General features: G+C 59.7%; 34 protein-coding genes and 1 tRNA gene. 10 read left to right on the forward strand and 25 right to left on the reverse strand.

The features are described from left to right. Nucleotides 1-119: 119 nt before the first annotated feature. Both NKH19_RS00600 and NKH19_RS00605 read left to right on the forward strand, forming a co-directional pair. Nucleotides 120-329 carry a SlyX family protein gene (locus NKH19_RS00600; protein ID WP_352863069.1) on the forward strand — a complete coding sequence of 70 codons (210 nt, stop codon included), beginning with the start codon at nucleotides 120-122 and terminating at the stop codon, nucleotides 327-329. Between the two features lie 20 nt (nucleotides 330-349). Then, nucleotides 350-742 (forward strand): hypothetical protein, encoded by a 393-nt coding sequence (locus NKH19_RS00605; protein WP_352863071.1) that lies wholly within the window; start codon nucleotides 350-352, stop codon nucleotides 740-742. A 64-nt stretch (nucleotides 743-806) separates the two neighbouring features. Here NKH19_RS00605 and NKH19_RS00610 read toward each other — a convergent pair whose 3' ends face one another. The 4 genes from NKH19_RS00610 to NKH19_RS00625 all read right to left on the reverse strand — a co-directional run bounded on the left by NKH19_RS00610 (nucleotide 807) and on the right by NKH19_RS00625 (nucleotide 3414). Further along, nucleotides 807-1796 (reverse strand): BMP family lipoprotein, encoded by a 990-nt coding sequence (locus NKH19_RS00610; RefSeq protein WP_352863073.1) that lies wholly within the window; start codon nucleotides 1794-1796, stop codon nucleotides 807-809. A gap of 212 nt (nucleotides 1797-2008) precedes the next feature. Next, nucleotides 2009-2674, reverse strand: a complete 666-nt coding sequence (gene msrA / locus NKH19_RS00615) for a peptide-methionine (S)-S-oxide reductase MsrA (RefSeq protein ID WP_352863075.1) — start codon at nucleotides 2672-2674, stop codon at nucleotides 2009-2011. A 37-nt stretch (nucleotides 2675-2711) separates the two neighbouring features. Next, nucleotides 2712-3032: a hypothetical protein gene (locus tag NKH19_RS00620; protein WP_352863077.1), complete on the reverse strand. Its 321-nt coding sequence runs from the start codon at nucleotides 3030-3032 to the stop codon at nucleotides 2712-2714. A 139-nt stretch (nucleotides 3033-3171) separates the two neighbouring features. Next, nucleotides 3172-3414: a hypothetical protein gene (locus tag NKH19_RS00625; RefSeq protein ID WP_352863079.1), complete on the reverse strand. Its 243-nt coding sequence runs from the start codon at nucleotides 3412-3414 to the stop codon at nucleotides 3172-3174. Nucleotides 3415-3742: 328 nt separating this feature from the next. Between NKH19_RS00625 and NKH19_RS00630 the strand changes: the two genes are divergently transcribed. Further along, a tRNA-Ser gene (locus tag NKH19_RS00630) sits at nucleotides 3743-3832 on the forward strand. A gap of 163 nt (nucleotides 3833-3995) precedes the next feature. Here NKH19_RS00630 and NKH19_RS00635 read toward each other — a convergent pair. The 3 genes from NKH19_RS00635 to NKH19_RS00645 all read right to left on the reverse strand — a co-directional run bounded on the left by NKH19_RS00635 (nucleotide 3996) and on the right by NKH19_RS00645 (nucleotide 6548). Next, entirely contained in the window at nucleotides 3996-4361 is a 366-nt protein-coding gene (locus tag NKH19_RS00635) for a hypothetical protein (protein WP_352863081.1), read from the reverse strand. 601 nt (nucleotides 4362-4962) lie between these two features. Then, nucleotides 4963-5355: a hypothetical protein gene (locus tag NKH19_RS00640; RefSeq protein ID WP_352863083.1), complete on the reverse strand. Its 393-nt coding sequence runs from the start codon at nucleotides 5353-5355 to the stop codon at nucleotides 4963-4965. A 77-nt stretch (nucleotides 5356-5432) separates the two neighbouring features. Next, entirely contained in the window at nucleotides 5433-6548 is a 1116-nt protein-coding gene (locus NKH19_RS00645; protein ID WP_352863085.1) for a hypothetical protein, read from the reverse strand. A gap of 439 nt (nucleotides 6549-6987) precedes the next feature. Between NKH19_RS00645 and NKH19_RS00650 the strand changes: the two genes are divergently transcribed. Next, complete coding sequence (locus NKH19_RS00650) at nucleotides 6988-7872, forward strand: HAD family hydrolase (RefSeq protein ID WP_352863087.1); 885 nt, start codon at nucleotides 6988-6990, stop codon at nucleotides 7870-7872. Nucleotides 7873-7877: 5 nt separating this feature from the next. Further along, on the forward strand, nucleotides 7878-8537 hold the full coding sequence (locus NKH19_RS00655; RefSeq protein WP_352863088.1) for a hypothetical protein: 660 nt from the start codon (nucleotides 7878-7880) through the stop codon (nucleotides 8535-8537). A 272-nt stretch (nucleotides 8538-8809) separates the two neighbouring features. Here the strand turns inward: NKH19_RS00655 and NKH19_RS00660 are convergent, their stop codons facing one another. The 3 genes from NKH19_RS00660 to NKH19_RS00670 form a co-directional block, all read right to left on the reverse strand. Continuing rightward, entirely contained in the window at nucleotides 8810-9055 is a 246-nt protein-coding gene (locus tag NKH19_RS00660) for a hypothetical protein (RefSeq protein WP_352863090.1), read from the reverse strand. Between the two features lie 90 nt (nucleotides 9056-9145). Continuing rightward, a complete protein-coding gene (locus tag NKH19_RS00665; RefSeq protein WP_352863091.1) occupies nucleotides 9146-9349 on the reverse strand; it encodes a hypothetical protein in 204 nt (67 codons plus the stop codon). Nucleotides 9350-9422: 73 nt separating this feature from the next. Beyond that, nucleotides 9423-9944: a hypothetical protein gene (locus NKH19_RS00670; protein WP_352863093.1), complete on the reverse strand. Its 522-nt coding sequence runs from the start codon at nucleotides 9942-9944 to the stop codon at nucleotides 9423-9425. Nucleotides 9945-10405: 461 nt separating this feature from the next. Between NKH19_RS00670 and NKH19_RS00675 the strand changes: the two genes are divergently transcribed. Continuing rightward, nucleotides 10406-10720 (forward strand): hypothetical protein, encoded by a 315-nt coding sequence (locus NKH19_RS00675; protein WP_352863095.1) that lies wholly within the window; start codon nucleotides 10406-10408, stop codon nucleotides 10718-10720. A gap of 477 nt (nucleotides 10721-11197) precedes the next feature. On the opposite strand, the gene NKH19_RS00680 is transcribed toward NKH19_RS00675, so the two are convergent. The 15 genes from NKH19_RS00680 to NKH19_RS00750 all read right to left on the reverse strand — a co-directional run bounded on the left by NKH19_RS00680 (nucleotide 11198) and on the right by NKH19_RS00750 (nucleotide 20813). After that, nucleotides 11198-11659: a hypothetical protein gene (locus NKH19_RS00680; protein WP_352863097.1), complete on the reverse strand. Its 462-nt coding sequence runs from the start codon at nucleotides 11657-11659 to the stop codon at nucleotides 11198-11200. A gap of 322 nt (nucleotides 11660-11981) precedes the next feature. Further along, nucleotides 11982-12335, reverse strand: a complete 354-nt coding sequence (locus NKH19_RS00685; RefSeq protein ID WP_352863099.1) for a hypothetical protein — start codon at nucleotides 12333-12335, stop codon at nucleotides 11982-11984. 243 nt (nucleotides 12336-12578) lie between these two features. Beyond that, complete coding sequence (locus NKH19_RS00690; RefSeq protein WP_352863101.1) at nucleotides 12579-12890, reverse strand: helix-turn-helix domain-containing protein; 312 nt, start codon at nucleotides 12888-12890, stop codon at nucleotides 12579-12581. Nucleotides 12891-13127: 237 nt separating this feature from the next. After that, nucleotides 13128-13268, reverse strand: coding sequence for a hypothetical protein (locus NKH19_RS00695; protein WP_352863103.1), 141 nt, complete (start codon nucleotides 13266-13268; stop codon nucleotides 13128-13130). A gap of 193 nt (nucleotides 13269-13461) precedes the next feature. Beyond that, nucleotides 13462-14235 carry a recombinase family protein gene (locus tag NKH19_RS00700; protein WP_352863105.1) on the reverse strand — a complete coding sequence of 258 codons (774 nt, stop codon included), beginning with the start codon at nucleotides 14233-14235 and terminating at the stop codon, nucleotides 13462-13464. A 231-nt stretch (nucleotides 14236-14466) separates the two neighbouring features. Then, nucleotides 14467-15030 (reverse strand): terminase small subunit, encoded by a 564-nt coding sequence (locus tag NKH19_RS00705; RefSeq protein ID WP_352863107.1) that lies wholly within the window; start codon nucleotides 15028-15030, stop codon nucleotides 14467-14469. 73 nt (nucleotides 15031-15103) lie between these two features. Next, complete coding sequence (locus NKH19_RS00710; RefSeq protein WP_352863109.1) at nucleotides 15104-15799, reverse strand: class I SAM-dependent methyltransferase; 696 nt, start codon at nucleotides 15797-15799, stop codon at nucleotides 15104-15106. Nucleotides 15800-15871: 72 nt separating this feature from the next. After that, nucleotides 15872-16069, reverse strand: a complete 198-nt coding sequence (locus NKH19_RS00715; protein ID WP_352863111.1) for a hypothetical protein — start codon at nucleotides 16067-16069, stop codon at nucleotides 15872-15874. Between the two features lie 42 nt (nucleotides 16070-16111). Beyond that, nucleotides 16112-16597: a hypothetical protein gene (locus NKH19_RS00720; protein ID WP_352863112.1), complete on the reverse strand. Its 486-nt coding sequence runs from the start codon at nucleotides 16595-16597 to the stop codon at nucleotides 16112-16114. 90 nt (nucleotides 16598-16687) lie between these two features. Further along, nucleotides 16688-18061 carry a primase-helicase family protein gene (locus tag NKH19_RS00725; protein WP_352863113.1) on the reverse strand — a complete coding sequence of 458 codons (1374 nt, stop codon included), beginning with the start codon at nucleotides 18059-18061 and terminating at the stop codon, nucleotides 16688-16690. Beyond that, entirely contained in the window at nucleotides 18061-18312 is a 252-nt protein-coding gene (locus NKH19_RS00730; RefSeq protein WP_352863114.1) for a hypothetical protein, read from the reverse strand. The genes NKH19_RS00725 and NKH19_RS00730 overlap by 1 nt, the downstream gene beginning before the upstream one ends. Next, nucleotides 18309-18596 carry a hypothetical protein gene (locus tag NKH19_RS00735; protein ID WP_352863116.1) on the reverse strand — a complete coding sequence of 96 codons (288 nt, stop codon included), beginning with the start codon at nucleotides 18594-18596 and terminating at the stop codon, nucleotides 18309-18311. The genes NKH19_RS00730 and NKH19_RS00735 overlap by 4 nt, the downstream gene beginning before the upstream one ends. Before the next feature lie 123 nt (nucleotides 18597-18719). Beyond that, nucleotides 18720-18938, reverse strand: coding sequence for a helix-turn-helix domain-containing protein (locus NKH19_RS00740; RefSeq protein WP_352863117.1), 219 nt, complete (start codon nucleotides 18936-18938; stop codon nucleotides 18720-18722). 117 nt (nucleotides 18939-19055) lie between these two features. Beyond that, nucleotides 19056-19547, reverse strand: coding sequence for a hypothetical protein (locus NKH19_RS00745; RefSeq protein ID WP_352863118.1), 492 nt, complete (start codon nucleotides 19545-19547; stop codon nucleotides 19056-19058). A gap of 24 nt (nucleotides 19548-19571) precedes the next feature. Beyond that, a complete protein-coding gene (locus NKH19_RS00750; protein WP_352863120.1) occupies nucleotides 19572-20813 on the reverse strand; it encodes a tyrosine-type recombinase/integrase in 1242 nt (413 codons plus the stop codon). Nucleotides 20814-21120: 307 nt separating this feature from the next. On the opposite strand from NKH19_RS00750, the gene NKH19_RS00755 reads away from it, so the two are divergent. The 4 genes from NKH19_RS00755 to kdpA all read left to right on the forward strand — a co-directional run bounded on the left by NKH19_RS00755 (nucleotide 21121) and on the right by kdpA (nucleotide 24132). Beyond that, entirely contained in the window at nucleotides 21121-21345 is a 225-nt protein-coding gene (locus tag NKH19_RS00755) for an alkylphosphonate utilization protein (protein WP_352863122.1), read from the forward strand. A 203-nt stretch (nucleotides 21346-21548) separates the two neighbouring features. Beyond that, a complete protein-coding gene (locus tag NKH19_RS00760) occupies nucleotides 21549-21845 on the forward strand; it encodes a hypothetical protein (RefSeq protein ID WP_352863124.1) in 297 nt (98 codons plus the stop codon). Between the two features lie 474 nt (nucleotides 21846-22319). Continuing rightward, the gene (kdpF, locus tag NKH19_RS00765) at nucleotides 22320-22409 is read left to right on the forward strand and encodes a K(+)-transporting ATPase subunit F (protein WP_019861144.1); all 90 of its coding nucleotides are present in this window, start codon (nucleotides 22320-22322) and stop codon (nucleotides 22407-22409) included. A 19-nt stretch (nucleotides 22410-22428) separates the two neighbouring features. Next, nucleotides 22429-24132 carry a potassium-transporting ATPase subunit KdpA gene (gene kdpA / locus NKH19_RS00770; RefSeq protein ID WP_352981556.1) on the forward strand — a complete coding sequence of 568 codons (1704 nt, stop codon included), beginning with the start codon at nucleotides 22429-22431 and terminating at the stop codon, nucleotides 24130-24132. Nucleotides 24133-24138: the final 6 nt, after the last annotated feature.

The following is a 24138-nucleotide window of genomic DNA, read 5'->3' on the forward strand; positions in this document are numbered from 1 at the left end:
AAATCCCGGTGCGCTTGTCAATTTCCAACGTGGCCGGGGCCTTCACATTCGCTAATATGGCGAGGCCGAAATGCGCATCACGGCGCAAAGGCCGTACGCTGCAAGACTGGGGATTTTGAATGACCGTGCTCGCCAACCGGCTGACGACGCTGGAGATCCGCGCCGCCGAACAGGAGAAGACCATCGAGGAACTGTCCGGCCAGATCGCCGAACAGTGGAAGGTGATCGAGCGCATGCAGCGCAAGCTCGATGCGCTGACCGATCGGTTCCTGGCACTGGAGGAGCAGACAGGAGATGAAGTGCCTGTAACCAAGCCGCCGCACTGGTGAGGAAAAGGGGCGCGCCCGCCATGGCCGGTGAAAGCGATCGTATCGCGCGGGCCGGCGACTATGTGCTCGGCCTGATGAACGACATGGAACGCGAACGGGCCGAGCGCGATCTGGAATTCGACCCGGCCTTCCGCGATGCGGTCGTGCGGCTAGCCGAACGCACGCATGTCTTCGACCATGCCGAACCGGCCGATGGCGAAGAGCGCTGGAAGCAGATCACGCAGCGCATCGGAGACCTGCCGCAGATGCGCAGCTCCGGGCTGGGCGATGCCGGGTCGCCAGCCGTGATCGAACGCCTGTCGCGGCGGCCGCACGGCATCGGCTTGCACGCGCTTGGCGGCCGGCGCGGATTTGCCGTGTCCGTCGGCCTGATCGTGGCCTTCGCGCTGGGGTATCTGGCGGGTAAATTATAGGCCACGCAAAACCGCCGGGCTTGCGCCCGGCGGTTTGCAGATCATGGCCGAATATTTGTGCCGCTCAATAGGGGCAGGCGTTGTCGGCGGTGTAGTCGTGCACCTGGATCTTGCCGGAGATGATGTCGGCCTTGGCCTTTTCGACGGCCGCCTTCATCTCGTCGGTCACCAGCGCCTTGTTGTTCTCGTCCATGGCGTAGTCGACGCCGCCTTCCTTCAGGCCGAGGTTTTGCAGGCCGCCCTTGAAGGTGCCGTTCTTGCCGTCCATGAAGGCGTTGTAGACGGCAACGTCGACGCGCTTCATCATCGAGGTCAGCACTTTGCCGGGCTGCAGGCCGTTCTGGTTGGAATCGACGCCGATGCCAAGCTTGCCGGCATCAGCCGCCGCCTGCAGCACGCCGACGCCGGTGCCGCCGGCCGCGGCGTAGACCACGTCGGAGCCCTGGTCGATCTGCGTCTTGGCGATCTCGCCGCCCTTGGCCGGGTCGTTCCAGGCAGCCGGCGTGTCACCGGTCATGTTCTGGATGACGTCCGTCGCGCCGGCCGACTTGGCGCCGCCGACATAGCCGCATTCGAACTTGCGGATCAGCGGAATGTCCATGCCGCCGATGAAGGAGACCTTCTTCGACTTCGAAGCCATCGCCGCCAGGATGCCGACCAGATAGGAGCCTTCATTCTCCTTGAATACCAGCGAGCGGACATTGGGCAGATCGACGGCATCGTCGATGATGGCGAAGTTGAGGTCAGGATATTCGGCCGCGACCTTCTTCAGCGCGTCCTCCCAGGCAAAGCCGGCCATGACGATCGGGTTGCGGCCATCCTCGGCAAAGCGGCGCAGCGCCTGCTCGCGCTGCGAGGCGTTGGAGACCTCGAATTCGACATAGGCCGTGCCGGTCTCGGTCTTGAATTTTTCGGCGCCGTGGTAGGCTGCCTCGTTGAAGGATTTGTCGAACTTGCCGCCGAGATCATAGAGAAGCGCCGGCTGGACATCCGCGGCGAAAGCCGGAAGAACCATTGCGGTTGCGGCCAGGAGGCCGAGAACGATACGTTTCATGTGATCCACACCCTGTCGGTTATTTTTTCCGTTATGCACCGCATACCGGCCCGGTTCTCCGGCAGGCATGCGACGTCAGCCAGGAGTGTATTCCCCTCCCGCTCGGCGGCAATCTGGCACGGCCCGAAACAAAATTCACGCGGAATTTTGACCTTTTGGAAAAGCATGGCGCGGGCAAGCCGCGCGGAAGCTTGATCCCTGCGCCAAAGGCGTCAGGCGGAGGCGGCGGCCGGAATGTCGTAAGCGACGCCCGTGCCTTTCAAGTTGCAAGTGCCGTAAGGGTTCTTCGCCAGATATTGCTGGTGATCGCCTTCGGCGAAGTAGAATTCGGTCGCCGGCGCGATCTCGGTGGTGATCCTGCCGTGGCCGGCGCCGCGCAGCGAAGCCTCATAGGCATCGCGCGAGGCGCTCGCCGCCTGCAATTGCGCATCACCGATCGCGTAGATCGCGGAGCGGTAGGTGGTGCCGATATCATTGCCCTGGCGCATGCCTTGTGTCGGGTCATGGCTTTCCCAGAACAGCTTCAGAAGCGCGGCATAGGAGACGATCTTGGGGTCATGGACGACCAGCACCACTTCGGCATGGCCGGTAAGCCCGGTGCAGGTTTCCTGGTAGGTCGGATTGGGCGTGATGCCGCCGGCGTAGCCGACCGCCGTGACCCAGACGCCTTCCCTCCGCCAGAACAGCCGCTCCGCACCCCAGAAACAGCCGAGCCCGAACATCGCCGTCTCCAGCCCCTCGGGATAGGGACCCTTGAGCGGTCTTTTCAAGACCTTGTGCCGTGGTGCGGTCGGGATCGCCCTGGCGCGGCCCGGCAGGGCCTCGGACGGCTTCGGCAGATTGAGCTTCTTGTTCAGCATGTCGCTGAGAAAGAACATGCACGGCTTTCCTCTCTGGGTGAAACGCGGAAGGGGATCAGTTCGCGGCGAACCGTCCGCGCGGTTGCCGCCTGTAGCCGATCGCATAGAGCAGGAAGGCCAGCGCCGCGAACACGGCGAAGCCCGGCTGGTTGAGCGCCCAGGCGACGGCGCCGTCCCACAGCAGAGGGCCGGCCTTGGCCCGAACGAAGGTCTCGAAGGCGGCCCGAGTGTCCGGCGAGACCGCCAGCCAGCTGGTGTTGAGCGGTGTCAGCACCAGCACTGAGGCCGCCACGGTGCGCGTCGCGTCGAGCACCGCCATGATGACGGAAATCGACAGGGCGACCATGGCGGCAAGACGGAAGACGAAGCGAAACATCAGAGACCTTCCTCCCGGGCCAGTCCTCAAGCTCCTCCCGAGGGCCTTCCGGCACATTTCGAAACGAGAGATAGAATGGCCCTGCCCACTTCGCAATCGGCCTACGCGAATTTGAAGTCCGCGCTTTCTCCGGTCGGCCCTAAGCCACCGGCTTGCGTTTGCGCCATTGGACACGCCAGACGGCGAAAATGCCGCCGCCGATGGCGCCGATCACCAGCCCGGCCAAGCCGATGAACACGGCAAAAAAGCCGCAGGCGCCTTCGAAGCAGCTCATGTCGGTGGTGTCGGCAATGATCGAGCCGGCGAAGAAGCCGGCGAGGGCGCCGATGACGGCGCCGAGGATGATGCCGAGCAGGGCAGCGACGATTGGTCTTTGCGTCACTCGACAGATGGCCAGAGGCGAAGTCAAGCAAGGCCAGCCGTGCGGTGTTGCCTGTGCACATCATTCGGCCGGCGGTACCTCAAAAAGGGCGCGCAGGCGGCTTCGCGAACGCTGTGTGGCCGGCAAAGCGAATAGACTGCCGTTATGGCTTGGCATTCGGCCCCGGATCGACTAGATGAGCCCCGCGCCTGTTGCTTCGACGGCTCAGGTGCAGGGGAAGGGCGTTCGCTGGTTGGCGACGCCGGCGCGGAATACCGCGCCACCGCCCCAAGGGAGGTGCATCTCCCCAACCCGCGCGGCGAAACCGGCCGGCGCGACATGCATGGACGGAGAGGTGGCCGAGTGGTTGAAGGCGCACGCCTGGAAAGTGTGTTTACGGGAGACCGTAACGCGGGTTCGAATCCCGCTCTCTCCGCCAAAGATTTTCTATAACGTATTGATTTAGCTATATTTTCTGCTGCGACGCAGAATTGGCTTGCACCGTTACTTGCACCTTCAGCGCGTGATTGATGCGTGTGTGGAGCCGTTCCGTAGTGAGCCCTGCCGCACCCTAGGGGCGGTTAGCTCCGCTTGAATGCGCCCTATTCAGATAGCGCGGCTTCCGCCTGTTCGATGGTGTCGTACACTCCACCCAGAGTGGGATCGTCGTGCTGAAACGAGGCGTAACCGGCGATCTGGCCTTCCAGCCTGATCGGAACAATCCAGACAGGCCACACGCTATCCGCGCCAGCCTCCACTTGCTGGTCACAGTAGGCACGCCGCCATTCTGCAAATTCCACAGGAGTCAGGTCTCCGCCCTCATCGATCTGCGTAACGCGCTCCGGCTTCCACGCGAGATTTAGTCCCTCAAGATCGCCGTCGAACGCCTCAACCTCAGGAAATGGGCAGAAGAAATAGCCCACTGTGCCTGCCGTCTTAAAGGCCGCCCAACCAACTGGTGGAAGCATGCGCTGCCCTATGCCGGTGAGCGGCGGTATGGTGCGCCACTAGCGTCGCCGCTTCTGGAGGGTGAGACTGAGGCGGAATACCTAAAGCGGCACGGGCTGCCGCTTAAGGGAGAGAAGGTGTGAATGTCGGGTGGCCAACATGCGCAGTCGATGTCGGCTACCTTTTTCGCTGGCGGCTCGCCTTGCACAACTGTGGATTTTCATCTCACTATGGCCCATGCGAAATATCTTGTGCCTAGTTCTTTTACTAAACACTACGGCAGTCCTTGCGGACGACTTTAGTGAAAGCGTCCACGCCTTCGACCGCTGCTATGTTCGGCAACTGGATTTGTTCAGGAAACTTTGCGAACCAGCTGATCAGGTGGCGATTGCCATAGTGAGCGGGTGCCCTGACGAAATGGGCGATTTCATTACGGCGGCGGCCAGAACCATGGGACCCGAGAAGGCCCATGAACTCAGCCGACAACTCAGTCAGAAGCGCCAGGAACAGGCGATAGCTGCACTCATGCGCGAGCGGTTAGTAGATCCTTGTCCAAAGTGACGCGGTGCCTGTGGAATGCTGAGGATTCGGCGGAGAAATATTTTAGGCGATCATTTCCGGCTAGGTCGGGATTTTCGCAATTTCGGCTCGCCAATAGCCCATGGCTTTCCCGATAACGTCATCCACGTAGTGCCGCGTCTGGTCATCCTCGATCACAACAAGCGCAGGCTCACCTACGTCGAAGGCGGGACTGATCGCCTCTGCAGAGAAGCCCCCACCGCGCTGAGCTTGGGTTGGCTTTTGGCCCTGCGTAATCATCGCTGACTTCCTGCCGAGCGCCCCATGCTTGTGAGTGTCGTGTGTGTCCCGCGCGATGGCCAACTGATGCACTGCCGAGCCGAGAGCATCCCGCGCCGCACTGATTTCTGGGGCGATGGGATTGGTGTGCAAAATGAAGTGCTCGGCGAGATTATCGATTTCACACAATGCCAAGATCGCGTGCCGGATGCTCAAGGGCTGGGACACCCAATCGCCGACAGCGGCCTCAACGTAGTCCGAAGAAATTGACGCGGATGCATGGGACGGCGTGCTCAGGCTTCGGCTTCTGTCGCGCGTCGTGTCGCCTTTTGATTTGGCTTTTCGACAGGCGGCAAGGCCAAGACGGGATCACCTTCCATCGCAGGAAATACAAGTGCGTCCGCCACCCTCTTCAGATCTTGGAATTGAATATTTGCAGATGCCGCACCGTGGTCGCCATCCTCAATCGTTGGCGGGAGGAGCCGTATCTCCACAGTCATGCCGCGCTCAACGCGTGCTAGCATCGACTCCAGTGCCCATTTCAGGTCTGAAGTCTGCTCGTGCTTTCGACCATCTTTCCCCGCGACGTTCGCCAACAACTCTTCGACCTTCGAGTTGACCGATTCCTCGACTACCTTGTTGATTTTCGCATCGAATAACTCAGCTATTGGATCATCCTTGAAGGCCGAGATTTTTTCGGTTTCTGCGCGTATTTTGCGAATGTCTTCAACCTGTCTCCACGTGCTTATTGCCCAAGTCGCAGTTAGGCCGAGCAGTGTGATCGTGGCCGTGGAAAGGCCGAAAAAAAATTGGGGATCACTAGTCGAAATTTGGCGAACCTCGATTGGTTCGGCAGATCCGGTGGCAGCCTCGGAGAAAGCCCGGATTGCTCTTTTTACGAACCGAAGTTCGTCAATAAGTTTATCCAACTGATTGTTGAACAAATCGCGTGGCAAGAGGAAGCCCACTTCAGCTTGACCGGGCTCCAGTTCGTCATTTTTAATGCCGACAAATGCTAGTGACGTCCTAAGATTTCTGAGTTGCGTGACGAAAGCGGTTCGCCGCTTAAGGAACTTGGCTAGCTTATCCTGAGCCACTGCTGGTGTTGCGGGACCCTCAGATACCCAATCACGAATGTCGTTTACAATATCGTCTAGAAAGTACTTACCCGCACCAATATCATAAAGTAGATTTATCTGGGCAGGCTGGAACAATTGTAAAAATACGTCCAGTGATTCGTTAAGTTTGTCCAGCGCTTCAGAAAATGCCTGTTGATAAGATGGCTCGGCGGGTGACGCGACAAGCTGACCCAAGGCTGTGGATAAACCGGCGAAGCGAGATTCTGTCGCAGCCTGGTCTTCTCCGTCCAACAGTAGGCCGACAATCTCGAGTAATCTCGAAGCGTTCAATTTCTACTCCCCCAACTTCCAATAGCTGCACGACAAAGCTAGTAACGCATAGCTCTATCCGTAACACTTACTTTAAACAACATGCGCCCCACCGGGCCGCCCTTTCATTATTTCCAACAGCAGGCCCCGTAACACACAACGCGCCTCGGCGCGATCGTATAACCGGCGCTACGGTTCGGAGAGGGGCTCTGGAGCGCGACCACATTGTCTGCCGACAAAATGTATTCGCTCCCGCAGTCGCTCTTCGCGTCTATTGCTGGCCGGTTGAGGCTCCTGAAAACCGAAAGTACGCAGCGTGATGGGCCCCACAAATCCCACGCCCCGCAGCGCGATCGCTGGTTGGGCCGCTTTAGGAGTTGTCGTCCCAGTGAATATGATGTTGCTCACCGTCCGATCAACCGGCTATGTGATCTACACTTGCGATAGATTCGAGAGAGAGATGCAACCCAAAAAGACTGCGCTAATCACCGACTTGGATAACACGCTTTTTGATTGGGTCGAGCTTTGGCTGAATTGCTTCTCACCCATGCTCGACGAGATCGCGGAAATCAGCGGTATTACAAAAGACAGACTAATTCCAGAAATACGTGAGGTCCATCGGAGGCACGGGACTTCAGAATATTCGTTTTTGATCGAGGAGCTTCCCTCCATTCAAAGGTTTCTGTCAGGTCGCGAGGCAACCAAGGTATTTGGAACTGCAATCGATATTTATCGCCGCCAACGCCGTGACTATCTAAGGCTCTTTCCAACGGTAGGAGAGACCTTGCTGACGATAAAGGGAGCGGGAACTCTGATCATTGGATACACCGAGTCGATGTCATTCTATTCAAACTACCGCCTCCGGCGCTTGGGACTAGACGGAGTGCTGGACCACGTCTTTTGTCCGGAAGACCACTTGTTGCCGGAAGGGCTTTCTCAAGAGGATCTGCGGAAGTACCCATCTGAACATTTCAAGCTTAATTTCACCAAACAGCACTTCACCCCAAAGGGATCAAAAAAGCCAGATACCGCAGTTCTCAACGCCATCGTGTCGGATTTGGGACTCAACAAGGCCGATTGCGTTTACGTCGGGGACAACTTGATGAAAGACGTCGCTATGGCACTCGACGGCGGGATTGAGGACGCGTGGGCAAAATATGGGCAGGCCCACAAGCGCCCTGAATATAAGCTCCTGCAGGACGTAACCCATTGGACTCTGGAAGAGGTTGAACGAGAGCAGAAGATTAAGGAGCGCGAGCACGTGGAACCAACCCACACACTTGATAGCTCATTTTCGGAAATCCTACCGCTGTTTGACTTTTGCGAATTCAAACAGGCGAAGTGATAAGCATGAAAGAAGCGCGGCGAAATGAAGTGATCGAAATTTGGAAGTCGATTATCGAAGTTCAACGGCATTTCAACGACGTTAGCATGCGCATCCGTGGTATGTTTGTGACGATCCTACTCGGATTCTTTGCGGCACTCGGATTTCTACTCGATCAAAATCTCAGCATCGAAATCGGTGACCTTCGCATTAAGTTCTCCACCCTGGTTCCAATGTTTGGATTGTTCGCCACGTGGCTGCTGTATTTCATAGACCGCTATTGGTATCACAGACTGCTCGTAGGTTCCGTAAAGCACGGAATAGCAATCGAACAGCAGTACAAAGATGAGATTCCAGAGCTATCGCTGAGCGCCAAAATTGGAGAAGAGAGCCCGTTTACGCCCCGGTGGCCATTGAGTTGGATAGCGAATCTACTCGTTTCCCATGACAAATTTCGACAGGAAGGCAGATTGCATTCCGACGGTAAGATTGAGCTTTTTTATAAGTCCGTCATGCTAGTACTGTTTTTAACGATGGCAGTCCTCTCTGTAGGGGGCGGCATTACTTTTTTCGACCACAATGCAACCGTCGCTCCCAAGGGTCCATTGTGTCCGCAAGCACTTCAGTCTTTGTGCGAAACAGTCTCAACGTTGGAAGAATTAATAGGTACCGGCAAGGGCAATTAAGCGACCGGTGACGGGCACAGCATCGAAAAGACACGTCGCGAGCCTCGCTCCTGGCAGCGTTGGGCAAGCGTATTGCAGGTGACACGCTAGCGTTTTCTCTCATGGTAGAAAGCCTTGAAACCCGAAAGGACGCCGAGACATGGGGCCCCACATTCGCCCCACCCCCGGCCTTCGGGCAAACCCCTGCGGGCCAGGTCGGGGTGGTCCAGCTGCCGTACCGGCTACCAGCGCGAGCCGAGCGATGTCCGCAGCATTGTGGTTTCGTCTCGCTGCTAGCCATGCTCGCGATGCGGCCAGACCTTCGCCAGCTTTGGGATCGCCCGGTGTTCGTTCGCCCATGCAATGGCCGCCATCCAGCTGGGCGCGACGTGCTTCAGCGTGTCGGAGGCGTAGTGCCAGATTTCGACGCGTGGGTCGCGACCGCCGGGGCGTTTGGTGTCGGTGGCGCGGGCGCGCTGCATTAGCGTGTAGCCGGCGACATCGCGCATCGAGGTGGGTTTCTGCGGGACGTAAGTCATGTGGCAGGCCTGTTCCTCACTCAGCAGCGGGGAGGTGACGGTGCAGGCGGCTGAAGTCGACCGTCAGCACCGGGAGCGGGCCCGCTGCACCTATCTGGCCGCAGCAAGAGCAGGAAGCAGCCGGAACGACTTCCGGTAGCCGGGGTTGGTCGGCTCGAACGTCTTGGTGATGACCTTGTCGGCGAGCTTCACGAACTCCGCCAGCGTCATCTCGACGTGGCCGCCGTTCGCGGTGTTGTCGATGACGACGATGTTCTGGGTACCGTTCCAGTCGAGGCGGTGCTTCACGGCCATCAGTATTTTCCCCTTGTGCGGTCGCTAAGACCGCGTGTGTATTAATTCAGCGAGATTAGCTGCCGGTGAAATCTTAGTATGAGACGGATTGATCGGCTGAGCCAATGCTGGCCTTGTCCATGCTCTGCTGGCAGGCAAGTAGCGAACGGACGGCCCGTTTGGTGTAAGCAAGGCTATACCGCCCCATCGAGTTTCCGTAGAACGAAATCCCGAAAGCATCCTTCAGGGCGAAGTCAACGATGAACGCCGGAGTTACGCTAAAAAAGAGTGCGCCATCGTCTGTGGCATAGCCGGTCAAGATCTCCGGACGACTATCAAGTTCTAGCGCAACAGCGTACTTCCCTCCCTTGAAGAAGTCATCTTTCCAGAGGTTATTGGTGACCAACAACCCGGCAGTTCCGTCATTCTTGACCGACATGCCGATAAAAGTACCACCATCGAAGTCTGAACCTGCAACGCACACGCTCGTGTTTTTACTGACTGTGATGGTCCAGTTTCCGATATTTTCCCAGTGTATTTGCTGGTCCGGATCATCACCAGCATTCGCAATTGCGGGGATAAGTATCGACAGTGCGGCGATCAGGATTTTTCTCATTTTGATTATCCCTTCGGTGCCTACCATTTCGGTGGCGGCCTTAGCCCGCGAAACCGGCGGCAAACACAAACTGTAGTGGACAGGCTCAGGCCTGTCGTTAGCGCCGAGTTTGGGAAATTGCCCCGCCGTCCATTTCTTATTGGCTTGTCAATCGGGGCGCGGCTTAAATGGATATTTTTGCCGCTTCGGATGCCGATACAGGTGAAGAGTGCGGCCTCGGTAGCCTTGCCGCCAATCCCACAAAGAGCTTTTAAGAAAGCGAAAACGTGCGGATTATAGAGGCCCCACATCGTGCCCCGCTCCCGGCCTTCGGGCAAACCGCCCCCGGGCGGTGCCGGGGGGACCACCACCAAGAAATGCGCAGCACACCGCTGCCGCGCTCAATCGACTTCTCCGTGGCGCATGTGCCCAACTCGATGAAGTCGTGCTACATGTGCGGCTCTCCGCCATGGGAGCATCACATGTACAAGAACCGTTTTTCCGCTCAGCGGCGGCGCATCCATGCCTTCGCCAGGGCATGGGCCAAAGCTTATCTGGGACCGGGCCCGCATCGCCCGCCGTCCATCGCCGTCGGGGCGCACGTCGTGACCGACTACGCCGTCAACTGGCTGGCCGAGCACGGCGAGATGCCCAACGGCATCCACACTGCTCGGGCAACGCGCAGCATCCCCGGTTTCTACACCACATATCCTGCACTGGAGGTCGACTTCAGCCCTCTGCATCGTCTGGCCTCCTCTGGGTCAGGAAATGCAGCCGCAGAAGGCAACGGGCCATGAAGCTTTGACGTCATGTTGGTGCGACAAGCGCAGAAGGATCAACGGCCCCTGCCTTGGCGAAAACTCTCTCTATCACCGCCGCAACCATCGCGTCTCATCATGGGGGCGCGATCAGCAAAGCAAGTTTTCAAGGGGCTTCCGTAAGTACGCGCAGTTCTCGGCGTCCAAAGCTTCGCGGCAAATCTGACGGGCCGGGAGGTAGGGCCACATTGCCATCAATCTTCGGCAGTCAATCAGCTAGGGTGTGTGTCCTGTTGGAGCCCCGAGCCAGCGGCGGCAGCTGTTCCATCTGCTGTATCCGACGGCGCTCGCCGATCAGGTTATCTCCCGAAAATAGCGATCCAACTCAGCTTTGAGGATTAACGTGCGCCTGTCTGATTTGTTCGGCGCGTCGCGACAGACGGATCGATCTGACAAGCTAGCTGCGATATGACGTAAAAGCCCGGCTTGGGAGGCAGGTACTGTGAAAACGACGGCCTAGGTCGCCTGCAATTTGCGGCGATGAAGCAAGCGGGCTTCATTGTAGACTTTCTGCAGCCTGAGCCTCGGAAAAAGCGCCGTGTGGCATTGCAGGATGCCCGCCATCACCCCGGCCTGAAACTTAGCAATTCCGGGGGCACTGGCATCGGCCACGACACGATCGAGATAAGTGCCGAACTCTTCGTACGGGAACTCGTCGGCTGGCATTTTCATCTCGATCATCATCTGCACCTGCTCGTTGACAATCATGGTCTTGATGATGCGGAAGACTAACGTGTCGACGACCGTGCGATAAACCCAAAAGAGAACACAAAAAGCATACCACCCGACGTAGATGCCGAAGAAGGTGTGCCAGAAGCTGGGGGTGAAGCTGCCGGTAAACAAGTTGGCGAGAAGTAAGATGGCCGACGCTTCGAAACCAATGCGCAGGAGCCATGCGATCGTGGTTGCCTTTGTCATCCTAATACTCGGCTCTCGGTTCTATTCAAGTCGGAGCGATCTTGAACGCCTGCCAAAGTCAAATCAACGCCCCTTTCCAGACCTCCCGGTAATTTGAGTCCAAGAACGTTCCAAATATTTAATTGTAGCTCATGACGCAGACAAACAGCGCGAGGAGCACGACCATCCGGCGGACTAGGCCATCCAAAACTCAAAGCGCGCGCCAGAACATGGGGCCCGGCCTTCGGGTGGAACCGGGAGGGTACCCGTGGCCCTCTAGAGGCCTCACTAGGCCACCCGGGCTCGGGCCGGCTAAGCGCCGCCGTCTGCACCAGACGATCCATCAGCGCCGCATGATCGAGTGCAGGATGGCCTGCACGTGCTCTTGCAAATCGAGTTCGCCACGCGCTTCGACGGCGAGCAGATATTTCGCCTTGGCCCGGCAGTCGTCCCGACTGACCGGAGGATAGGAGCAGACGGCCAGCAGCGCCTCCTGCTCGACCCCGTCGGCCCGCTCGCGGTCATCCCTGCTGCTCCCCGCTCGATGAACAACACGGTGGAACGCGGCATAGGCCGCCTCATGGGCCGCGATCAGTGCCTCCAGCTGCGGCGACGTCTTTACGTCAGCGCACACTGGGTCGACGACAACCGCTGCGCCGGTCAGCGCGAGAAGAGTGCGACGGGTGATCGCGGGCATGGATTATGTCCTCCTGGCTGCCGATCATGCCGACCATAGCATCGCCGTGCCAGGCCGCAGAGATGGTCAGATGCTATCTGCTGACAATACGGTCAGTTGGCCATTGGAACCCAGAAGGTGTGGTGAAGTGGGCACATAAACGCCCTGAGCCATCAAGTTGGGCGTTCTGGAGATGCGAGTTCAGGGAAATTGGTCCAAAGCTTGCCGATGAGCCGAGGCAGTTGCTCCGTTGGCCGCCGTTGATCAGGACACCTCCCGCAAGTACCGCTCCAACTCGGTCGCGAGGACTAAGGTGCGCCCACCTGCCTTGCTCCGTTGCAATTTCCCCTCCTTAAACAAGCTGTAAAATTTTGCCCTTGAAAGACCCGTGGCCTCGCTCGCTTCTCGCAGCGTATAGGCAAGTTTCTTGTTCAGGCGAACGTTGTCAACTTCAGGAGGGGTTACCCTGTTCTGCTGCAGTAATTCCAGAATGTGGGCCACGTCATCTTCGATGCGCCTCAATCGACGATCAAAATCGTCCACGAACGCAGCCATTCCCTCAAATGCATTGTTCAATGGTTCAGCCTCGGTCTCCGATCAGAAATCGATAACACGGTGAATTGCCGACCCGCAAACAGCAGTGGTCAGATTGGAGGAGGGCGCGCCGCTGTTTCGGCTCTGCGCGCCGGAACATGGGGCCCCCAAAGCCACCCCACCCCCGCTGCCGACAAACCCGGGCGGGGCGGGTACCGGGTGGTCCAGCCGCCCGTACTCGGTGTGTTCTTGCGTAACTCAACTCAGCGAGCCCGACGGCTAGGCAGTGACCGAGGAGAGCGGCGAGATATGAGCAACATAGCTCTCGGGATAGTCTGGATCATTGCGCAGGCGAGTGAAGTCGACCGTGCGCTCGGGACCAACAGTGAAGCCCGGCGACCGGGCCACGGTTGCTGGCACGACATGCGTACCTGAGGGCAGTTCATCATGGTCGTCGAGCCACTGCCGCATGTAAGCCCAAAGGTGGTACGCGCAGACACCCGGCCCCACGTCGCCACGTTCGTGCTGTGCGTGCCCCGGTAGTAGTTGTCAGCATAGCGCCGGGCGAGCTTTCGGATTTGCTGCTTTCTGTTCATCCTGAACGTGTAGCACGCTACCAGCGCGAGCCGAGCGGCGTCCGAGAGCCGGGCTCAGCAACCTCTGCAGCTTCATCTTGCAGCGCCGTCGCGATTGGCTGGCGCGGACTGGACTTCATACGAGCATCGCGATTGACGATGTCTGTCACCTGAACCGCAGTCCACGTCCCGCCGCGCGCGGTGGCGATGCCGCGCGCATTTAGTGCCGCCGCGATCTGCCTCAGGGATTTGACCCCGCTCGCTTGGATGTCGCGGATAATCGGGAGGAGGTTGGTCGCGAAAGCGTCGGCCTGTGTCATACGAACCTCCCGTGACCTTTGCTGAGCGAGGGAAAGGTCGGGGCTGCCGAGCACGGTGCCGCGCGCCCTTGCCGCCGCCAGAGCCTCCTTGGTGCGCCTGCTGATCACCGCGCGCTCCTGCTCGGCGACCGCCGCATAGATGTGCAACATGAAGGTCTCGACCTTGGGGCCAAGCTCGGCGACGATGAACGGCACCTTCTTCGACATCAGGTCGCTGATAAACGCCACATCGCGCGAAAGCCTGTCCAGCTTGGCGACGACCACCGGGCAACCGCCGTTGCGCTTGGCTGCCGCCAACGCTGCCGAAAGCCGTGGCCGTTTGGCGAGCGCATCGGCTCCCTTGCCAGTTTCGACCTCGACAAACTCGCCGACGACTTCGAACCCCTCGGCCTCGACGAAGCGGGCGATTGACTGGCGCTGGGCATCGAGGCCGAGGCCGCTCTTGCCCTGACGGTCGGTCGAGACGCGAAGATAGGCGATTGCGGGCTTCATAGGCGACATCCGTGTGTGTGTAAGGAATGTATACGCTCGTATTCAAACTTTACAAGGTCATCAGAGGGTCGGAAGAAGAGGTTGCACCGGGGTTCAGCGGGCAGTGACGTTGACTCTGCCGGGCGGCCCGTAGAACGGCGCAAGGTCCTTCGGGAGGTAGGAACTCCGCCCGGCCCCGAGCGGGCCTCTATGGCCGCACGAGGTGCCTTTGCGGGGGTGTCCTCGGCGACGTTAAGTCGAACCCGACTTCGCCTGTATGGCCGCCTTGGCCCGCCGGATGGTTTCGATGATCCCGATCTCCTCCTCCGGCTCCGTCTTCTCCGGTTCAGCGGCGGGCTTGCCGTTACCCAGCTGCGTTGCGGAGGTCTTCGGCCTGAACCGCTCCTCCCACTCCTGCAGCGACATTTGTCGGACCGCGCCAGGCTCGCGCATCGGACGACGGACTGCGGTCTCGATTTCGGCCTTGTCAGTAATCAGCCCGAGCAATTTGGCCTTGCCAAGGATTGCGCCAGCTGCTGCCGAGTATTGCCTTGCCGCCATTGCGCCAATGCGAGCTTGCTCCAATTCTTCGACGAGGCCGTCAACAGTGACGTCCGAGCGTATTGCAGCCTCAGCCTGCAACTCGGCAACACGGGCGGCCACCTTAGGCATCCTGACCAGTTTCGACGCCTCCACCTCAGCAGCATTGCCGCGCGCCGCATAGCCTGCCTCGATGTAGGCGCGGGACTGGGGGAGGCCCTCGGCAAGGGCGTGGCAGAAACGCTCGTGCCTTATGTTCAGTTTGGACTTTGGCATGGTGGTGTCAGAATACCGCAGTCACCCGATTGACGCCACAGCGATTAACACCGGCGGTGCCCTCGCCGCGTTGTCAGTGGCTGTATCGATAAACCCGTGCCAACTGGTTCGGTACCGTCAGAAGCTCGTCTACCCGCTCGAAACCAGCCTCGCGCCCCATTGCCATCCATGTCGCCGAAGTCTCGGCATAATCCGACGCGCGACAGTGGCTATCAAACGCGGCAAATTCCTCGTCAGTGACCATCGACCATTCCGGTCGCAGCCGCCCGAACCTTTTGAACCATCCTTCCCGATCTTCGCCCTCAAGACAGGTTGGCTCCCAGATCAGGAACAGCCCGGTGCACGGCAGCACAGATCGAACCCGCTGCATCAAGGCCTGCTTTTCACTTGGGTAACGGAGATGGTGAAGGGACTGGCCAATCCACACGACATCGACAGGTTCGTCCCACGCGTCGAACGCCTCAACGAAATCCTGACAGCGGAGATCAACCGGACAGCGTAGGTCGCTTAGCGCTTTCCGGGCCACGTCGAGCGATGGCTGTGAAATGTCGATCCCAATGTAGCGCCCGACATTGGTGCCCTTCAGTGCCTCTGCCGAGGCAGTGGCGGTGCCGCAGGCGACGTCTAGAAACACGAACTGATCAGGAGCTTCGGTCAACAGAACCTGCCGCAGGATGTCATAGACCTCCTTGTGCGCCATGTAATTCAAGCTCACGACCTTTTTGTAGGCTGCCAACCCTTTCGCGAAGAGTTCCTGATCGGACGGCATGTGCACCTCCTCTTGCGTGTGGAAGCTTACCTCAACGGCGTGGCTGCCGCCACGGTCTTGCGCGCCGTCGCATTAAGGCGCTGGCCCGCGTGCCGACGCGGCGCGCAACAAATTGGCGCGCTTGATGGCTCGCATGGCATCCGGAGCGGAGGGCTTGAATTGCTTCATTAGGGTCGGCAAGGTATTTTCTACGCTTCCGACAGGCTGCTTTGCGAGCCAGTGGGCAGCCCGCTCGACCGGCGTGAGGGACGGGGTGGTGATCTCCGGCATGGTCTGTCCTCCTCCTAGCTTGCCTCCTCCCAGCTTCGCCTATCAAGACCTGCCGTGATCGGACGGGCAAGATTGATAACGCAGGACAACCCTTTTGTCGGAAGCCTCGGCCAATGGGCTATTCAGGCGGGCGAACAGATGCATCAAGAGGTCATCCGGGACATGCGGCGCGTCTAATGATGGCCACAGGCGGGTTGCCGGATGGTTGCCACCGATTGCCGCCTCGAACGCATCGAGCAGCACGTTGGCGACCCGCACCGCCTGCACCTGCTGATCCTTCGACATGCCCGCCTCTTCGGCGGCCTGCCGCTGGGTGGTGGGGGCACCCCCACCATCCTTGGAAAACTGGTTGCGGCCCTTGCCGTCGAACTCCTTGAGCAGTTCACCGGCCCGCCTGACCGCCCGTGCCTTCACCCGCATGGCGTAATCCAGCAGCGTGTCGTCGTCGGCCTGCCGGGCGTAGGAGGCCAGCGCCTCGGCCTTGTCGGCAGGGTTCCAAGGGGTCGGCTCATCCGACAGTGCTGGCACTGGTGGCAGTGATCTGTCATTTCAGCGGATTTGTACCGCCGCGTACAAAACATGCGAGTTGGAGAACCAGTGCCACCAGTGCCAACAGTGCTAGGCTTCGCCGCTGCTGTAGAGGTCCATTGCCGCATCAAGCCGGGCTCTTTCCGACAGGGATCGGAGACCGTACACGACCTGCCTGCGCTGATTGATTTTCCATAGGTGATTATTGGTGTGCGGGTTCTGCACCCGCACGTATCCGATCTTTTCGAGAATTACCGGGACAATCCGCCGATTCTTCTGGTCTCGCACCCATGTAGCGAGCGGCTCCGGCAGGTGCGCGGTAAGCTTGTCGGTACTGAAGGCGATCGGCGGCCTTCCCCCATTGCCTTCGGTCATCTTGTCGATGGCGTCCGAAAATTCGCTCTCTCCTGAACTCCGGTTTGCATCGACGATTTCCCAGAACGCGGCAGTCTTCGGCGGTGGTGCCTTGGCATTGAAGTCAGATAGATCAAATTCCCTCAGGTAGGCAGCGACATGCCCGTTGCCGCCGCCCTCGTCGTACCAACGATAGAGCCTCTGGAAGTAGTCGCTGTCGAGCGCTCCCGGCTCGCCAGCGGCAGGCAGTTTGGACCAGGCGACATAGTGCCGTCGGTCATCAGGGGGCAGATAACAGCCGTCAGTCAGATAGTTCGACGTAATGATGACGCCGACGACATTCAGGACGCTATGCTCACGAATGTTCTTCTCATCGCAGCGCAGCACCTCCGGCGGAGCCGCTGTCAGCGGCTTGCAGTGCTCATAAAAGGCGAAGCGGTCTATCTCGCCGAGATCGCGGGCCTCATTGACCCGCAGGATGACGCTCTTGAAGAAGCCATTGAAACGGCCCAGCAATTGCGGCGGCGACACCTCGGCAAAATTCCATGCGCCAACGGCATGGACGACTGGGTGCAGAAGAGTGTCCTTGCCGATGCCAGGCGGCCCCCCGAGCAGCAACGCGTGATTGATCTTCTCGCCCGGCTTCTGCACGCGGTGCGCAAGCCAGCGGATTATGTGCTCGGCGTTGTCAGGATAGACCGCTCGGACGTGCTCGAGCCACGGACCTGCAAGTTCTGGTCGCCCCGGCAGCAATCCGGGTGGCCTGTATAAGTTGAAGATGGTCGAGCCGCTGCGGTCAATGAACCCGCCTTCAGCGACCAGCTTGTCGCGGATAATCATCGGCTCGCCGGGAAACCATGTTAGTTGCTCTACCGGCTGGTGGCGGTCAAGCCATGCGGATGCGCTTAGTTTCTCTCCATTCTCCATCATCGGCGGCAGACGAGAGTTTACGCTTGATGCCGGCCACAACTCGCGGGTCGGGGCGAAGATGAAGCGGTGTTGCGGCATGTAAGCGAAGAAATCTTCAAGCCTCACCCCTTGCGGGCTCTCAATCTCCCACGGCTGCAACTCGTCTTGATCCCAGAAATCCTCGTCGGCGTCACGTGTCATCAGTAGCTCCTGCCGTGCCGGTGGCGATATTCGACAGCCGCGCGGACCATGTGCTCGGGAACGGGTTGGGGCCTGCGCCCAGCCCAATCGGCGACAAGGCCTGCACAGTCACAGTAGAGGTGGTCGAGCGCCGCGCAGGTGTACCCAGCGTCATCGAGCTTCAGCGTTGCCGCGTGCAGAGCATTGCGCGCAAACCGCAAAAGCCGCACAGCTTCCATCACGTCGGTGTCGGGCGGCTTGAAATCGATCATTGCCGCGTCTCCGGCTCGATGACATCGACCTCGCCCTCCGTGTCGGCCACGACAACGGTGCCGCCGAGCATTGTTGCGACGTCGCGCAAGAAATCCGCCCGCGCGTCTCGATAGGCGTCAAGGAAGCGACGGCCCGCGCGATGCGAGCGGAACACAGGACGGGCCGGGTACCACTTGCGGCTCAGGCCGGAGGAGCCAAAGGCGAACTCGACCTCGTAGCCGTGAGGGAGAGTGACGCGGCGGCGAAACGGCGGCAACTCTGTGAGCGGCAACGGTGCAGGCATTGGACGCCTCCTTGGTCAGGAGCCGGGCAGTTGACCTGCGCTTCAAATGGGGGGTAGTTTCGGACCGTCTCACCAGCCTGAAAACAACCTTGATCCGCCGCGCATGGGTAACTGCCGGCGGGTCTAGGCTGCCTTGTGGTTGAGTTCCTTCAGGATCAGCGTCCTGCCCCGGCTGCGGACCGCCGGAAGGCTGCCGTCGGCGATGCGCCGCAAAACCGTCCTCTGGCTCAGGCCGGTCATGTCCGCAACCTCCTTGATCGAATAGGCAAGTCGGTTGTCGGACAGCTTCGAAAGGAGGTCCACGATGGGATCAGTACGCTCGACCCCTGCAGTGGTGTTCATGGCTGGCACTCCTCGAAAGGGATAGACAGCCCATGACAGCACTATTGAAATCGCTTTGCAAAACAACGATTTGGCAGTTTCACGACGATTTCGAAGGCCGATTCGACCCTCTTTTCGTCATGACCATGTGATCGCGTCGCCAAACAGCAGAAGCTCGTCGCAGTGCTCCTCAAAGCAGTCGCGCACTACGTTCTCGCTGACGCCGAAGTATGAGGCCGTTTCAGCGACCGCTTTCCTCAACTTGCGCCGTCGCAGGGAGCGCCGCCGTTCGTCCGCGTCGAAGATCGCCGCCAGGGCGAGCTTTGGGGGCTTGGGGTCGGGGACAAGGCGATGGAAAACCGAAAGTGCGATCTCGTTGCGGGGAACCTCGCACTCCCGGGGCTCTCCGGTCGGCGTCCTTTTGCATTTGACCGGGCCAGCCGGCCTGCCGGTCTTCGCCTTTGCCGCTGCGGGGAAGGTGCCCGTTCTGCAGTACCTGAGCAAAAGTCGGGCTGCCATCCGCTGCTCGGGATCGTCGGACCTCCAGAGCATTCTCACGATATGGGCGAAGACGCCGGTCTCGTCGCCCTCGTCGGCCATCGCCTTCAGATAAGCCGCGCGGATGGCCATGTGGCTGTCGGACCCCATGCGCGGCTACTTTCTCGCCACCTTGCGCCGCCCATCAAGCGGGATCACCTTGTCCTTGCCATCGCCGCTGGCGAGGAAGTCGGCCCACGCCGTCATCAGCTTGCGGCGACGCTCCAATGCCGTTCCGCGCCGGTAGGCCTGCTCGGCCTTGTCGCCTATAACATGCGCAAGCGCGGCCTCTGCCACCTCTCGCGGAAAGTCGGTGCAGTCGCCGACCCAGTCGCGGAAAGAGGACCTAAAGCCGTGGATGGTCGTTTGGTCCTTAAGTTCCCATCGGCGCAGCAGCATCTCCATCGAGGCTGCCGAGATCGGTTTCCCCTTTCTCTGACCGGGGAAGACATACGGGTTGTCGTTGCGCTTCGGCACCAAGCGCAGGAGCGCAACAGCGCGTGGCGACAGCGGCACCTCGTGCCTGCGCCCGGCCTTGATGCGGCTTGCCGGGACCGTCCAGACCTTCTGCTCGAAATCGATCTCATCCCATGTAGCGCCAACCGTTTCGCCCGACCGCGCAGCCGTCAGGATCGTAAACTCCAACGCCTTCGCATCCATGCCGCTGGCCTCGCGCAGGCGCTGCATGAAGGCTGGCACGCTCCCATACGCCATCGCGCGATGATGGCCGCGCCGCTTCAGCTTTTCAGGCTTCGGCAGGATCGAATCGAGATGGCCGCGCCAAAGCGCCGGGTTCTCGCCGGAACGCCATCCCTTCCCCTTGGCAAATGACAACACTCGCTCGATACGGCCACGCAATCGGCTTGCCGTCTCGGGCTTTGCTGACCAGATGGGCTTCAGAACCTTCAGTACATCTTCGGTGCCGATTGTCGAAACCCGCATCGGCCTGAGATGCTTGCAATAGGCGTCGCCAAGCGTCATCTCCCATTGGGCCCGGTGCTTCGAGTTCCTCCACGAGGCTTTCCGATCCTCATCGAGGAACAAGTCGACGCACTCGGAGAAGGTCTTGTCGGCCTCCTCGCGCTCCGCCTCTTGACGCACCTGCAGCAAGGGATCACGGCCAGCAGCGAGGTTCTTGCGAGCCGCTTCAGCCTTACCGCGCGCGTCGCCTAGGCCGTTATCGGGATAACGTCCCAGCCCCATCGCTGTGCGCTTACCGTCACGCTTCCACATGAAGACCCAAGATTTTGACCCGCCCGGCTCAACCTGAAGGTAGAGGCCGCCGCCATCGCTGTGGCGTCCCGGCCTTGCTTCGAACTTGACCTCCTGAGCGGAGAGCTTGTTGGTGGGGCGCGCCATTTCACTTGCACCTTTCCTTGCACCTCTATGGTGTCATTGGAAGGTAGTATATGTCAGCGCGCGACCCGTTGGAATGGGCAAATTCGTTGTATTTGCAGGGATTTTCAGTTAGCCATGCCACCGTGCGTCACCCTATGTCACTCCACCTTTGGCGGACGCTCTCTCCGCCAGCCCACAAAAAATGGTAGAACCCTCTGATATCGTTGCGTCTCGTAAGGGCGCCAGAAGGATCACGCGTGAACGCCCACGAGCCGATTTTGGAATTGTTACGTGATCTGGTAGTGGTGATCCAATCACAGGAGACGGCATGCCAAACGATGTAATCGTGCGCGACAGCAACGGCGCTCAATTGAATGACGGCGATTCCGTCACGCTGATCAAGGACCTCAAAGTCAAAGGCTCCTCGGAGACGATCAAGCGGGGTACGCTGGTGAAGAACATTCGCCTCAACGGCAATCCCGGCGAGATCGAATGCAACACCAAGCAAGTGAAGGGCCTGGTGCTCAAAACCGAGTTCGTGAAGAAGGCGTGACCCTCAAGGCTGCAATCAAGATGCAGCTTCGGTAAATATCAACCGTCTCGTCCTTGCCAAAGAGCGCACAAGGCCAGTGATTGTTGCGGCGTATAGTTCTCGGCCCGCAGCGCGACCAGGCTTGTGAAAGTTTTATCCGCATTTTAACCAATGAAGCTCATCGTCCTAAATGGTGAGGTATCGACTCGCGAGGGCGGGGTGGAATGACTGACCTGGATGACGAGGCTGACGTCGCAAAACCCAGCCCATCCAAACGCTGCCGAACAATAGTTCTGAAGACAGTCCAGTTTGTCTCGCCTGCCATTTCGATAGGATGTGCCGCCACGGTCGGCTATTTCGCCTATATGGACGCCAACCAAAAACCGCCGGCCGATATGGCAGCGCTGGCGGTGTCGATCCTCAAGTCCAGCGATGCTTCCCCGGAAATGCGGGAATGGGCCTCGGATGCCATAGGAATACAAAACGATATTGGAATGCCGGCCAAATCCATTCAGCAATGAATGCACCTCCCATCGTCATGGGTGAAAGCCACACCCCGACCACAGAAGCCCGGCTCGGCCCCCCAGCCGGGCTTTTCGCTTTTTCGGCGTTCCGGGCCGGCTGCACGATGACGTCCCGCATGGCCGGCATGACGGCCAGCCGGTAGGGCGTGCGCGACGCACCGACCGCGACCCCTGGGATGGTCGCCAGGCCAAAACCTTTATGAAATTCCTATTTCTTTCCGCCCCGTCCCGTCTCGAACCTTTATGGCGATCGGGTCCATATTCCCCTTGAGAAAACACAACCGGTTCCGTCAGCGGCAAAAAATGCGGCGGGCCATGGCGTCGCGAATCTTCGTCGAGGGCGCAAAGTACAAGTGAGCAAAAGGAACAAACATAATGGACGGCATTGTTCTTGGGATCGGGGTTTTGTTTTTCGCCCTGTTCTTCACCTATGTCAAAGCCTGCGACAGAATTTGAGCTGAGGATAGGACCATGCTTTTCGATTACATCCTCGGTGGTGGCGTGACCTTGTTCCTGCTCGCCTACCTGACCTACGCGCTCGTTCGTCCAGAACGCTTCTGAAGGCACGGAAAGCACAGCCATGACCCTGAACGGTTGGATACAGATCCTGGTTTATTGCGGGATCATCATTTTGCTCGTGAAACCGCTCGGCGGCTACATGCACCGCGTCTTCAACGGCGACCGCACGCTGCTCTCGCCAATCTTCGGCCCGATCGAGCGCGGGCTCTATCGCATTTGCGGAACCAGCGAACGCGAGGAGCAGCACTGGACCACCTATGCGGTGGCGCTGCTGCTGTTCAACGTTGCCGGCTTCCTTGTGCTCTATGTCCTGCAGCGCCTGCAGGGAAGCCTGCCCTACAACCCCGCCGGCATGACCGCGGTTGAGCCAGGACTGGCCTTCAACACCGCCGCCAGCTTCATGACCAACACCAACTGGCAGAACTACGGCGGCGAGAGCACGCTGTCCTACCTCGTGCAGATGGCCGGCCTGACGGTGCAGAACTTCGTTTCGGCGGCCACCGGCATAGCCATCGCCATCGCTTTGATCCGCGGTTTTGCCCGCGCTTCCGGCAAGTCGATCGGCAATTTCTGGGTCGATATGACCCGCTCAACACTCTATCTGCTGTTGCCGTTCTGCATCGTGCTGACTCTGGTCTATGTCTGGCTCGGCATGCCGCAGACGCTTGGCGCCTACGTCGAGGCCACGACGCTCGAAGGCGCGAGGCAGACCATCGCCGTCGGCCCGGTCGCTTCGCAGGTGGCCATCAAGATGCTCGGCACCAATGGCGGCGGCTTCTTCAACGCCAATGCCGCGCATCCCTTCGAAAACCCTGACGCGATCTCCAACCTGATCCAGATGGTGTCGATCTTCGCCATCGGCGCTGCCTTGACCAACGTCTTCGGCCGCATGGTCGGCAACCAGCGCCAGGGCTGGGCGATCCTGTCGGCCATGGGCGTCATGTTCATCGGCGGCGTCATCGTCTGCTACTGGGCGGAAGCCGCCGGCAACCCGCTGGTGCATGCGCTAGGCATCGACGGCGGCAACATGGAAGGCAAGGAGACACGCTTCGGCATCGCCTTGTCGGCGCTGTTTGCCGTCATCACCACCGCCGCCTCCTGCGGCGCCGTCAATGCCATGCACGGCTCGTTCACCGCGCTCGGCGGCATGATCCCGATCATCAACATGCAGCTTGGCGAAGTCATCGTCGGCGGTGTCGGCGCCGGGCTCTACGGTATCCTGACGTACATCGTCGTCGCTGTCTTCGTCGCCGGCCTGATGGTCGGCCGCACCCCCGAATATCTCGGCAAGAAGATCGAGGCCAAGGAGGTCAAGATGGCGATGCTGGCCATCCTGTGCCTGCCGCTGGCGATGCTGATCTTCACCGCCATCGCGGTCGTGCTGCCGACCGGTGTGGCGTCGATGGGCAATGCCGGCCCGCACGGCTTTTCCGAGGTTCTCTACGCCTACACGTCGGGTGCGGCGAACAATGGCTCGGCCTTCGGCGGCCTCAGCGGCAACACGCCCTGGTACAACATCACCATCGGCATCGGAATGTTGATGGGCCGCTTCCTGGTCATCATCCCGGCGCTGGCCATCGCCGGCTCGCTGGTGGCGAAGAAGACGGTTCCGGCTTCCGCCGGCACCTTCCCGACCGATGGCCCGCTGTTCGTCGGGCTGCTGGTCGGCGTCATCCTGATCGTCGGTGGTCTGACCTTCTTCCCGGCGCTCGCCGTCGGGCCGATCATCGAGCACCTGGCTGGCATTCACGGGCAGACCTTCTGAGGCTGT

The sequence above is a fragment of the Mesorhizobium sp. M1338 genome (assembly GCF_040318045.1).
GTDB lineage: Bacteria > Pseudomonadota > Alphaproteobacteria > Rhizobiales > Rhizobiaceae > Mesorhizobium.